A 12,482-nucleotide genomic window follows, 5' to 3' on the forward strand; every position below is an offset into this window, starting at 1 on the left:
CCAGACAGGCTTAGAGTCCAGTCAGACGACCACGGAGACAGCGACATGAGCGAGTCGATGGTGGGCCAGGTGGCCCTGATCAGCGGTGCCGGCAGCGAAGCCGGCATCGGCATGGCGATCGCTTGGCGCCTGGGCGCGGCGGGGGCGCGGTTGCTCGTCACCGCCAGCAGTGCCCGGATCGCGGAGCGGGTGGCGGAGTTGCGCGCCGCCGGCTTCACCGCTGAAGGTCAGGCCCTGGACCTCACCGAGGAGGCCGCCGTTGGCGACTTCTGCCAGTGGGCCGAGGCGCGTTGGGGCCGCATCGACATCCTGGTCAACAACGCCGGCATGACCCTGCAGGGCAGTCCCGAGCCCCTGGTGGAGGTGGCGCGGATGACCCTGGCCGACTGGAATCTGACCCTGATGCGCAACCTGACCACGGCCTTCCTGCTGACCCGTGCCGTATTGCCCGGCATGCAGGCGCGCGGCTATGGCCGCATCGTCCACGTCAGTTCCGCCACCGGCACCCGGGCGGGCATTCCGCGGGCAGCGGCCTACAGCGCGGCCAAGGCGGCCATGGTCGGCATGAACATGAGTCTGGCGCTGGAGGTGGCCGGGCAGGGCATCACGGTCAACGCCGTGGCCCCTGGCTGGATCGAAACCGCCTCCAGCCTGCCGGAAGAATTGCAGGCGGCGACGCGGGTCCCCGTGGGTCGCGCCGGCCGCCCCGCCGAGGTCGCCGCGGCGGTGGCCTTCCTGGCCTCGCCCGAGGCGAGCTACATCACCGGGGAATACCTGGTGGTGGACGGCGGTAACAGCCGCATCGAAAACAAGGGGGCCTGACATGCAGCCGGTCGTACTGGTCAGCGGGGTACTGGGTGGTATCGGTGGGGCGGTGCGCGAGCATTTCCGGCAGGCGGGCTGGCAGGTCTTCGGCACCGATCTCGACGGCGCAGCCCTGGCGGCGCTCCAGGCCGACGGCCACCTTGCCGGCCAGCACGCTGCCGACCTGCGCCAGGCCCGCGCGAGCCGGGAGGTGGTCGCCAGCGTCCTGGACCGCCTCGGTCGCCTCGACGCCCTGGTCAACTGCGCCGGCGTCTGGCGCGAAGGCCCGGCCGAGACCTTCAGCGAGGAAGACTTCGACCTGGTGCTGGACGTCAATCTCAAGGCCAGCTTCTTTCTCTGCGCCGCGGCCATTCCCGCGCTGCGCGACACCCGCGGCGCCATCGTCAACCTGAGCAGCGATGCCGGTCGCCAGGGCAATCGCAATGCCGCCGTCTACTGCGCCAGCAAGGGCGCGGTGACCCTGATGACCAAGGCCCTGGCGCTGGACCTGGCGCCCAGCGGGGTGCGCTGCAACAGCATCTCCCCCGGCGATGTGGCGACGCCCATGCTGAGCTTTCAGGCAGAGCGCTACGGCAATGGCGATCCCGCCGCCTATCTGCAGGAATTGCTGGAGAAGTATCCGCAAGGCGAGCAGGCGCGCTTCATCCAACCCGAGGAAGTCGCCGAACTGGCCTTTTTCCTGTGCCAACCCGCCGCCTGCTCCATCACCGGCGCCGACCTGGCCATCGATTGCGGCGTCTCGGCCGGGCACTGAGCCCGGGCCGATCCGCCCTCAACCCCAAGAGGAGTCCGACATGACCACCAGTGGTATCAGCGAAGCCGCCGTCCAGACCTTCGTCGCGGCCGAACGCGAGCGCTTCCTGGCGCGCAATCCCAAATCCCTCGCCCTGGCCGAGCGGGCCCGGCACTCGCTGTTCGGCGGCGTGCCCATGCACTGGATGAACGACTGGTCGATGCCCAGTGCGCTGTTCGTCAGCCATGCCCAGGGTTCGCGCTTCCACGATGTAGACGGCCACGCGTACATCGACTTCTGCCTGGGCGATACCGGCAGCATGTTCGGCCATTCGCCGGCGCCCATCGCCCGGGCCCTGGCCGAGCAGGGCGCCCGCGGGCTCACCACCATGCTGCCCGGCGAGGATGCCGTGGTCGCCGGGGAGTTGCTCGCCGAGCGCTTCGGCCTGCCGTTCTGGCAGGTGGCGACCACCGCCACCGACGCCAATCGCTATGTCATCCGCTGGGCGCGCGCCATCACCAATCGCAAGATGCTGCTGGTGTTCGACGGCTGCTACCACGGTACCGTCGACGACGTCATGGTGCGCCATCAGGAGGGTCGCACCGTGCACCGCGGCGGCCTGATCGGCCAGGCGCACAACCTGGCCGAGACCAGCCGGGCGGTGCCCTTCAACGACCTCGCGGCGCTGGAGGCGGCGCTGGCGAAGGGCGACGTCGCCGCGCTGATCTGCGAACCGGCCATGACCAACATCGGCATGGTGCTGCCCGCCCCGGGCTTCATGGAGCAGGTCCGCGCCCTGACCCGGCAATACGGCACCCTGCTGATCATCGACGAGACCCATACCCTGTCCACCGGCCCCGGCGGCTGCACCCGTGCCTGGAATCTGCAGCCGGACTTCATCACCTTCGGCAAGCCCATCGCCGGGGGCGTACCCTGTTCGGCCTATGGCTGCAGCCACGAGATGGCCCAGGCCATGCGCCTGGCGCAGCAGCACGCCAGCGAGACCAGCCACGGCCATGGGCACAGCGGCATGGGCACCACGCTGTCGGCCAATGCCCTGGCCATGCGCTGCCTGCGTGTCAGCTTGGAAGAGGTCATGACCCCGGCCGCCTATGCGCGAATGCTGCCGATGGCGGCGCGACTGGCCGCCGGGCTGCGCGAGGTGATCGCCCACCATGGCCTGGCCTGGTCGGTGACCGAACTGGGCGCCCGCTGCGAATTCCAGTTCTGCGCCACGCCGCCCTCCACCGGCGCCGAGGCGGAAGCCGCCTTCCACGACAGCCTGCAGCAGGCGCTGCACCTCTATCTGATCAACCGAGGCATCCTCATCACCCCCTTCCACAACATGACCCTGTGCTGCCCGGATCTCCAGGCGGCGGACGTCGACCGCCTGCTGGCCACCCTCGACCAGGGCCTCGGCGAACTCCTGGCGCTGCCCGGCGCCCGGGAGCACCAGCCATGAACTTCGCCGACGCCCAGGAAGCCCGTGACTTCCTTGCCGCCCACCCCGAGGTGCGCAGCATCGAACTCATGCTGATCGATGCCAATGGCGTGCCGCGCGGCAAGCTGCTGCACCGGGACGAACTCCTGGCCATCTACGAGGAGGGCCGGCCCCTGCCCAGCTCCATCCTGGCGCTGACCCTGCAAGGGGAAGACGTCGAAGCCACTGGCCTGGTCTGGGAGGTGGCCGATGTCGACTGCTGGACCTATCCGCTGCCCGGCAGCCTGACCCTGCAACCCTGGCGCAGCACCCCGACCGGCCAGGTGCAGGTGAGCATGCACCCGACCCAGGGGCTGCCGGCCACCCCCGCCGATCCCCGGCATGCCCTGGTGCGGGTGATCGAGCGGCTGCGGGCCGACGGCTTCCAGCCCGTGATGGCGGTGGAGCTGGAGTTCTATCTGCTCGACCGCACCCGCGACGCCCAGGGCCGGCCGCAACCGGCGCTGCAGATGAATGGCGTGCGGCCTGGCTCGCCGCAGGTCTATGGGGTCTACGAGCTGGAGCAGCTGCAGCCCTTTCTCGATGATCTCTACGCCGCCTGCGAGGTGCAGGGCCTGCCGGTGCGCACGGCCATCTCCGAATACGCCCCTGGCCAGCTCGAATTGACCCTGCTGCACCGCGTGGATGCCCTCCAGGCCATCGATGAAGGCATTCGCTACAAGCGCCTGGTCAAGGGCGTGGCCAACCGCCACGGCCTGCAGGCCTGCTTCATGGCCAAGCCGTTCGGCGACCAGGCGGGCAGCGGCCTGCACCTGCACGTCAGCCTGGCCGACGCCGCCGGCAACAACCTCTATGCCAGCGAGGACCCGCAGGGCACGCCCCTGCTGCGCCATTCCATCGGCGGCATGCAGCACCGGATGCTGGATGCCCTGGCGATCTTCTGTCCCAACGCCAACTCCTACCGCCGTTTCCAGGCCAACAGCTATGCGCCGCTGGCCAAGAGCTGGGGGGTCAACAACCGCAGCGTGTCCCTGCGCGTACCCGGCGGTCCGGCCAGCACTCGCCACATCGAGCATCGCATCTGTGGCGCCGATGCCAATCCCTATCTGGCGGCGGCCGCCATCCTCGCCGCCATCCACGAAGGCATCCGCGACGAACGCGACCCGGGGCCGGCCATCGTCGGCAATGGCTACGAGCAGGCCACCGAGTTCCTGCCCACCGATTGGCTCACCGCGCTGCAAGCGTTAGAGCGCTCCAGCTGGATCCGGGAGGCGCTGGGTGAGCGTTTCGTCGAGGTCTATCTGGCGATCAAGCGTGCGGAGTACCGGCAATTCATGGCCGAGGTGGGCGAGCAGGACTGGCGCTGGTATCTGACCCACGCCTGACCTCGTTCTTCAGAGCGCCAGGCTGGCCTGCCAACGTCGATCTCGTTGCGAAGGCCGGCGGTGCAGTCGCTCGTCCAGCAGCGCCGCGGCCTTGACGTGTTCCCCCCCGCGTAGCAGGGCGACCAACAGGGTGTCTTCGATGACCTCGCGCTGGGCGCCACTGCCACCGATGCGAGCGACGTCTGCGCGCAATGGCTCTAGCAGGCGGGCACAAGCTAGATAATTTTCCTCGGCGAAAGCCAGCAGGGCGCGGCAGAGCAGGGGGACCACCGGCCCGGCGGGCAGGACGCCGTCGCGCAGACGACTTTCCAGTCCGGCGACGCGGGCTTCCACCGCCAGACGATCCCCGGTCGCCGCGGCGATCAGCGCCATATGGACGTCGGCGAAGGCCAGCCCCGGTTGCTGGAACAATCCATCCGCGCTGGCAGCGGTGGCCTGCCAGAGCGTTGTGGGCACCTCATGGCCATAGAGTTCGAGGCGCCAGAGAAAGGAGGCGTTGTCGCTGACCCGATTGAGCGGGCCGGCGGTGGACGCCGCTGGCGCCACGTAGCGCTGATAGAGGGCCAGCGCGCCCTGGCTGTCGCCCCGTTCCAGGGCTATTAGGGCGCCGTGCCAGGCGATATGGCCATGCAGGATGCCGTGACGGGGATACTCGGGCAGCCAGTCGGCGATCAGGGCCTGCGCGGCCTGGTTGTCGCCGGATTCGTGCAGGACATGGGTCAGGGCATGGGTCGCATTGACGTTGTGGCGGCGCAATTCGAGCGCCCGCTCGGCAAGCGCTCGACCGTGGACCACGTCGCCGTTCTCGCCATGGGCCCAGCCGCGGTAGGTCAGGAACCACCAGTCATCCGCCGCGAAATGGCGGGCATGGCGCTCGCAGAGGTCGACCCGCGCCTGGTCATGATCGGCCCGCCCGGAAAACGCCAGCAAGCCAAAGGCTCCCAGCGGCAGGCCGAGGATCAGGATGTCGCATGGCCAGCGCTCGGCGTGCTCCAGCGCTCCCTGCAGCGCCTGGGCGGCTTCCCCGGCGATCAGCCGCCGCACGACCTCGACATGGCTGCGCTCGCGCTCCGTGCCGCGCCGCTCGACCAGCCGCTGCGCCCGCGCGATGGTCTCCCGGGCCGCGCCGGCCTGGTTGTCGAGCAGCTGCAGTCGCGCCCGCGCTGCCAGCGCCAGGGCGAAGTCAGGATCGGCCGCGATGGCCTCGTCCAGCGCCTCGGCCGTACCGGGCCAGAGCGACAGCAGGAGATCGACGCCGGCCTGATAGCGCTCGGCGGCGCGAGCGGAAGCGGTGGACAGCGGGAGGTCGTAGCGGTCGGTGCAGGGGATGGACATGAGGGTGTTTCGATCTTCGAGCCGAGAGGCGCCGTGGTCCGTTGACGGCCAGCGGTTTCGAGTTCTCTAGATAACAGGCGGCCGTGGGTAAGGCTATCGCCTGCTGCTCATGATGGCTTGAAATGCCTTCATGAACTTCCTCTGGCCAGCGCTACGGGCGCTGATGGCGAGAGGCAAGGGTCAAACTACCGACACAGCCCAACAGCCAAGGTCGCCGCCGCGGTGCGGGTTTCTACCCCGAGTTTCACGTAAACGTGTTCCAGGTGCTTGTTCACGGTACGGGGCGAGAGACCGAGGATGTCGCCGATGTCGCGATTGGTCTTGCCGCAGGCGACCCAGTGCAAGACCTCGACCTCGCGGCCGGTCAGTTGGTAGCGGCTGCTGAGCGACGCCAGGTCCAGCGCGGTCCTGGCATGCGGGCGGCTCGCTGTCAGGCTGCGCGCCGCCTGGAGTTCGCGCGCCGTGCGCAGGTGGGCCGCGACTCGTGCCAAGACCTCATCGGTCTTGAGTGGCTTGGTCACGTAGTCGATGCCGCCCGCGGCGAAGGCCTCCACCACGTGCTCGCTCTCGGTCAGGGCGGTCATGAACAGCACCGGGATATCGGCCAGTTCGGCCTGGGCCTTGATGCGCCGGCAGGTCTCGAAGCCATCCAGGCCGGGCATCATGGCGTCCAGCAGCACCACGTCCGGCCGGCGGCGTTGCATGCGCTCCAGGGCACTGGTGCCGTCCAGGGCCACCAGCACCATGTAGCCGCCGGCGTCCAGGGCGTCGGAAAGCAGGGCAAGGTTGTCCGGGGTGTCGTCGACGATCAGCACCACGCTGGGCGGTAGGGCGGCGGTCATGGATTCTCTCCTTCCAGGGGCAGGTCGACCGGCTGCAGCGCATCTTTGAGACGGCGATTGAAGTCGTTGAGCTGAAAGCGTTTCACCAGTGCGCGCAGGGTATCGACATAGGCGGCGCTGGCAGGCTCCTCGCGTTCGATGCGGTCCAGGCAGGCGTGGATGCCTTTCACATAGCCCAACGCCCCCAGCTCCTGTAACGCTTCCAGACTGGCAGCGCTTGGCGGTTGGAGCGACATCGATCGCCTGCCAGGCGGTTCGGTGGTCCGCTCCAGCCAGGTCAAGTCCAGGTGCGTCCTGATCTTTTCCAGCAGCTGCGACGTATGGACCGGCTTGGCCAGGTAATCGTCGCAAGCGGCTGCGGTGCTGCGTTCGCGATCGACGGCGAAGGCATTGGCGGAAATGACGATGATCGGCGCCTTGGACAGGCCATTGCGGCGGATCAGCGCGCTGGTCTCCAGTCCGTCGAGCAGCGGCATGGAAAGATCCATGAGGATGAGATCCGGCTGCCAGAGGGCGACCTGGCGGATGGCGTCCTGGCCATTGGCGGCCTCCGCCAGTTCGAAGCCCAGGGGTCCGAGCATGCCAGCCAGCACCCGGCGGTGATCCAGGTGGTCGTCCACCAGCAGCACCCGGCGCCGCGGGCCCTGATAGCCGCTGATGCTGTGTTCGACGTGAACCAGCGCCTGGGGCACCCGCACCTCGGACAAGAACAGGCGCACCACGAAGCGGGTGCCCTGGCCGGGCGTGCTGGTCACGTCCAGGGCGCCGCCCATCAACGTCACCAGCATGCGGGTGATGGTCAGGCCCAGTCCCAGGCCGTTGTCCTGGCGCAGCGGATCACCCCGTTCGAAGGGTTGGAACAGGCGCTCCAGCTGCTCTGCGGCGATGCCCAGACCGCTGTCGATGATCTTGAAGGTGGCAGTTTCCCGCGCATAGGTGACCGCCAGGATCACGCCCCCCTCGTCGGTGTAGCGCACGGCATTGCCGAGCAGATTGATGAGGATCTGCCGCACCCGCTTTTCATCGCCGCGTACCACGGCGGGGAGGCGTCCCTCGACCTCGAGGGCAAAGCTCAGGCCCTTGTCCTGGGCCTGGGGCGTGAATATCTGCTGCAGCTGTTCGAGAAACTCCGGAAAGGGAATCTCCGAGGGTTCCAGCTGCAGCTTGCCCGCTTCGATCCGGGCCACGTCGAGCAGGCCGTCGATCAGCGAGAGCAGGTGCGAGCCATTGCGGTAGATGGTGGCCAGGGCATCCAGCTGATGGCCGCTGCTGACCGGATCGCGCTGCAGGATCTGGGTATAGCCGAGGATGCTGTTCAGCGGCGTGCGCAACTCGTGGGACAAGCCCGTGACGTAGCGGCTCTTGGCCGCGTTGGCGGCTTCGGAAGCCTCCTTGGCCCGCTGCAGCGCTTCGTCGGTCTTGCGGTGCGCCTCGATCTCCTGCATCAGCAGCGCGGTCTGCCGGGTCGACTCCTCCAGCGCTACGTGGCGGCTCTCGCGGGTCAGCACCACCCACCAGGCCAGGGTGCCGGCAAACAGCGTGAGCACCATGAAGGCCTTGAAGAACCCCTGATACAACAGGTGGCGCTCATCGACCTGCAGCCCCTGGGAGACCTGGCTGTAGATCAGCGCCAGGGCGCAGAACATCAGACCGACCATGACCAGCAGCACGCCCAGATAGTGCGCCAAGCGGGTTTGCAGGCGCGGCACCGAGGTGTTCGGCAGCAGCCAGCGCAGCAGGGTGTCGACCTGCTCGGCGAGGCGGGCCCTGGGCTTGCAGAGATCGTTACAGCGGGCATCCAGGGCGCAGCAGAGCGAGCAGATGGGCGCGCCGTAGGCAGGACAGAAGGCGATGTCCTCGCGCTCGAACGCGTTAGTGCAGAGTACGCATTTCAGATGGACCTGCGCGGGATGCAGCAACTTCAGCACGCTGGTCCGGGCGATGTAGTAGCGGCCCCGGGTGAGCCAGGCCAGCAGCGGCGCGCAGATCAGTGCGGAGACCAGGGATACCAAGGGTGAGGCAGCCTGCGCCAGGGCGCCGAATAGCCCGGCGTGGGCCAGACCGGACAGCAGGGAGGCGAGCAGCATGGCGCCGACGCCGACCGGGTTGATGTCATAGAGGTGCGCCCGCTTGAACTCTATGTGCCGGGGTGACAGCCCCAGCGGCTTGTTGATCACCAGATCGGCGACCACGGCGCCGATCCAGGCGATGGCGATATTGGCATAGAGCCCAAGCACCTCCTGGATGGCCTCGAACACCCCCAGCTCCATCAGCATCAGGGCTATCAGCACGTTGAATACCAGCCAGACCACTCGTCCCGGGTGGCTGTGGGTGACCCGGGCGAAGAAGTTGGACCAGGCCAGGGAGCCGGCATAGGCATTGGTCAGGTTGATCTTGACCTGGCTGACGATGACGAACAGCACCATGGCGCCCATGGCCCACTCGGGCGAGGCGAACACGTAGCCGAAGGCCACCAGGTACATCTGGGTGGGTTCAGCGGCGCGCTCCAGGGGAATCTCGTGCTGCAGGGCGAGAAAGGCCAGGAAGGCGCCGGCCAGCATCTTCAGGGCACCAGGCACTATCCAGCCGGGACCGGCCATCAGCAGCGCCGCCCACCAGCGCCGGCGATTCTGCGCGGTCTTTTCCGGAAGAAAGCGCAGGTAGTCGACCTGCTCGCCCACCTGGGTCACCAGGGCGAGGGCCACGGTACAGGCGGCGCTGAAGGACAGCAGGTTGAAGGCCCCGGCCTCGCCCTCGCGGCCGGCGAAGGTGGTCCAGTCCGCCAGGGCCCCGGGATTCTTGGCAATGACGAAGGCATAGGGCAACAGCAGCAGGATCAGCCAGAGCGGCTGGCTCCAGAGCTGCAGGCGGTTGATCAGGGTGATGCCATAGGTGACCAGGGGGATGACGATGATCGAGCAGATGACATAGGCCAGGGCCAGTGGAATGCGGAAGTACAGCTCCAGGGCCAGCGCCATGATCGCCGCTTCCAGGGCGAAGAACAGGAAGGTGAAGCTGGCGTAGATCAGCGAGGTGATGGTCGAGCCGATGTAGCCGAAGCCGGCGCCCCGGGTCAGCAGGTCCATGTCCACCCCGTAGCGCGCCGCGTAGTAGCTGATCGGCAGGGCGGTGAGAAAGATCACCAGGCTCGCCGCCAGCACCGCCCAGAGGGTATTGGTGAAGCCATAGCTGATCGCCAGGGCGCCACCGATGGCTTCCAGGGCCAGAAAGGACACGGCGGCCAGGGCGGTGTTGGCGATGCGGAATTCCGACCACTTGCGAAACGACCTGGGCGTGTAGCGCAGGGCATAGTCTTCCAGTGTCTCGTCGGCCACCCAGCTGTTGTAGTCCCTGCGGATCTTGGCGATGCGTTGCGTCCCGGTCTGCTGCACGGCAGGGCTCCTGGGGTCTGCGTGGCGGTGTTCAGGCAAGTTCCATGCCTCGGCCGTCTTGGCGTTTTGCCCCTTTGGGACCACTGTCTGCCCAGCTTGGCGTGCCCCGCGCGGGCGCGCGACAGACAGAGCATGCCTCAGGGCGTTGCAGCGGGCTGTACGTCAGATGACGTAGGCGGTTACGTCATCCTGCGTATGTTCCGCGCCGGCTGTCCCAGCCCATCCTTGCTCCGCAGCGCAAGCCGCAGTCCCGGTCCCCAGGGGCGACCGGCACATCACCTAGAGGAGCGACAAGATGCACAGATCAGCGGGCGTGAAATCCAGTCTTCCGCGACGCCTGGCACTGGGCGCCGCGGCATTGTCCCTGTTGGCAGCCAGCGTGTTCAGCCAGGGCGTAATGGCGGACGCCGCCAATACCTACGGCCTGGCCGTGACTGACACCACCGTCACCGTCGGCCAATTGCATTCCGCCACCGGCACCATGGCCATCTCCGAGACCGGCGCGATCCAGGCCGAGCGGTTGGCCATCGAGCAGATCAACGCCCAGGGCGGAGTCCTCGGGCGGCAGGTCAAGATCATCCAGGAAGACGGCGCCTCCGACTGGCCGACCTTCGCCGAAAAGGCCAAGAAGCTGCTGGAGGCCGACAAGGTCGCGGCGGTGTTCGGCTGCTGGACCTCGGCCTCGCGCAAGGCGGTGCTGCCGATCTTCGAAAAGGACAACGGCCTGCTCTACTACCCGACCTTTTACGAGGGCCTCGAGCAGTCGAAGAACGTCTTCTACACGGGCCAGGAAGCCACCCAGCAGATCCTCTCGGCGCTGGACTGGCTGGCCAAGGAGAAAGGTGCCAAGACTTTCTACCTGGTGGGCTCGGACTACATCTGGCCACGGACCTCGATGAAGATCGCCCGCAAGCACATCGAGAACGTGCTACATGGGGAGGTGGTGGGGGAGGAGTACTACCCGCTGGGCGGCACTCAGTTCGGTTCCCTGACCAACAAGATCAAGCTGAAAAAGCCTGATGTGGTTTTCGCTGCGGTCGTCGGGGGCTCCAACATGGCCTTCTACAAGCAGCTCAAGGCGGCGGGGATCACCTCGGCCAAGCAGAATCTGCTGACCCTCTCGGTGACCGAGGATGAAATGCTCGGCATCGGTGGCGAGAACATGGCCGGCTTCTACTCCTCGATGAAGTACTTCCAGACCCTGGACAATCCCAACAACAAGACCTTCGTCGAGGCCTTCAAGGCCAAGTACGGCAAGGATGCGGTGGTGGGCGACGTTACCCAGGCGGCCTATCTCGGTCCCTGGCTATGGAAGATGGCAGTGGAGAAGGCCGGCAGCTTCGATGTCGACAAGGTGGTCGCGGCGTCTCCGGGCCTGGAGCTGAAGACCGCGCCGGAAGGCTACGTGAAGGTCCACGAGAACCATCACCTCTGGAGTCGCTCGCGCATCGCCCAGATCCAGCCGGACGGTACCTTCAAGGTGGTCCACGAATCCGCCGATCTGATCGAGCCCAATCCCTTCCCCAAAGGCTACCAGTAAGCCTTGCCTGACCGGAGGCGTCGCCTGATCGGCGCCTCCGTACACCTTCGCGGGGAGACCTCCATGGAAAGCTTATCCGACTTCGGCGCGATCGCCGTGATGCAGGGCTTCAACGGCCTTTCGGTATTCTGCGTGTTGCTGCTGATGGCGCTGGGACTGGCGATCATCTTCGGGCAGATGGGCGTGATCAACATGGCCCATGGCGAATTTCTCACCGTGGGGGCCTACACCACCTACGTGATGTCCTCGCTGACCCTGCACCTGTTTCCAGCCTTGCAGCCCTACTACTTCTTTTTCGCCCTGATCCTGGCGTTCTTCGTCGCCGGCGCCATCGGCTGGCTGGTGGAGTGGGCGATGATCAGCCGGCTCTACCAGCGCCCGCTGGACACCCTGCTGGCCACCTGGGGCCTGTCGCTGATCCTGCAGCAGGTGTTTCGCTCGGTATTCGGCGCCCGCGAGGTCAGCGCCGAACTGCCGGAATGGATCATGGGCTCCTGGAGTCCGACCGCCAGCATCGACATCCCCAAGAACGGCCTGTTCGTCATGGTCGTGACCGCGCTGCTGACCCTGACCCTGTTCTTCATGCTGTATCGCTCGCGCTGGGGACTGCAGGTGCGCGCCACCATGCAGAACCGGGTGATGGCCCGCGCCGTGGGCATCAATACCCGCCGCGTGGATCGCATGACCTTCGCCCTGGGCTGCGGCGTGGCCGGGGTGGCGGGCGCGGCCTTCACCACCATCGGCTCCATCGGTCCGACCTCGGGCTCGCTGTATATCGTCGACACCTTCCTGGTGGTGGTCTTTGGTGGCGCAGCCAGCCTGCTCGGCACCATCGCCTCGGCCTTCGGTATCGCCCAGGCGCAGTCGCTGCTGGAATTCTTCCTCTCCGGTTCCATGGCCAAGGTGCTGACCCTGTCGGCGGTGATCCTCATCCTGATGCTGCGGCCCCAGGGCCTGTTCTCGGCAAAAGTCCGCAAGTAGGGAGTCCA

9 protein-coding genes are annotated in these 12,482 nt (G+C 67.0%); 6 read left to right on the forward strand and 3 right to left on the reverse strand.

The window, feature by feature from the left end:
• Window positions 1-45 precede the first annotated feature (45 nt).
• From RCF34_RS00680 to RCF34_RS00695, 4 genes are read left to right on the forward strand one after another with little or no spacing between them, the layout of a single operon-like run.
• The gene (locus RCF34_RS00680) at window positions 46-822 is read left to right on the forward strand and encodes an SDR family oxidoreductase (RefSeq protein ID WP_308706424.1); all 777 of its coding nucleotides are present in this window, start codon (window positions 46-48) and stop codon (window positions 820-822) included.
• Window position 823: 1 nt separating this feature from the next.
• Entirely contained in the window at window positions 824-1,579 is a 756-nt protein-coding gene (locus tag RCF34_RS00685; RefSeq protein WP_308706425.1) for an SDR family oxidoreductase, read from the forward strand.
• A gap of 40 nt (window positions 1,580-1,619) precedes the next feature.
• Entirely contained in the window at window positions 1,620-3,020 is a 1,401-nt protein-coding gene (locus RCF34_RS00690; protein ID WP_308706426.1) for an aspartate aminotransferase family protein, read from the forward strand.
• A complete protein-coding gene (locus tag RCF34_RS00695; protein WP_308706427.1) occupies window positions 3,017-4,384 on the forward strand; it encodes a glutamine synthetase family protein in 1,368 nt (455 codons plus the stop codon). The genes RCF34_RS00690 and RCF34_RS00695 overlap by 4 nt, the downstream gene beginning before the upstream one ends.
• Before the next feature lie 9 nt (window positions 4,385-4,393).
• On the opposite strand, the gene RCF34_RS00700 is transcribed toward RCF34_RS00695, so the two are convergent.
• From RCF34_RS00700 to RCF34_RS00710, 3 genes are all read right to left on the reverse strand, one after another.
• The gene (locus RCF34_RS00700) at window positions 4,394-5,719 is read right to left on the reverse strand and encodes a tetratricopeptide repeat protein (protein ID WP_308706428.1); all 1,326 of its coding nucleotides are present in this window, start codon (window positions 5,717-5,719) and stop codon (window positions 4,394-4,396) included.
• Between the two features lie 185 nt (window positions 5,720-5,904).
• Complete coding sequence (locus tag RCF34_RS00705; RefSeq protein ID WP_308706429.1) at window positions 5,905-6,561, reverse strand: response regulator transcription factor; 657 nt, start codon at window positions 6,559-6,561, stop codon at window positions 5,905-5,907.
• Window positions 6,558-9,953, reverse strand: a complete 3,396-nt coding sequence (locus RCF34_RS00710; RefSeq protein ID WP_308706430.1) for an ATP-binding protein — start codon at window positions 9,951-9,953, stop codon at window positions 6,558-6,560. The genes RCF34_RS00705 and RCF34_RS00710 overlap by 4 nt, the downstream gene beginning before the upstream one ends.
• 295 nt (window positions 9,954-10,248) lie before the next feature.
• Between RCF34_RS00710 and urtA the strand changes: the two genes are divergently transcribed.
• Both urtA and urtB read left to right on the forward strand, forming a co-directional pair.
• Window positions 10,249-11,493 carry an urea ABC transporter substrate-binding protein gene (gene urtA, locus RCF34_RS00715; protein WP_308706431.1) on the forward strand — a complete coding sequence of 415 codons (1,245 nt, stop codon included), beginning with the start codon at window positions 10,249-10,251 and terminating at the stop codon, window positions 11,491-11,493.
• Window positions 11,494-11,556: 63 nt separating this feature from the next.
• Window positions 11,557-12,474, forward strand: a complete 918-nt coding sequence (gene urtB / locus RCF34_RS00720; RefSeq protein ID WP_308706432.1) for an urea ABC transporter permease subunit UrtB — start codon at window positions 11,557-11,559, stop codon at window positions 12,472-12,474.
• The last annotated feature ends 8 nt before the right edge of the window (window positions 12,475-12,482 follow it).

It is taken from the genome of Pseudomonas sp. 102515 (assembly GCF_031085165.1).
Classification (GTDB): Bacteria; Pseudomonadota; Gammaproteobacteria; order Pseudomonadales; family Pseudomonadaceae; genus Chryseomonas.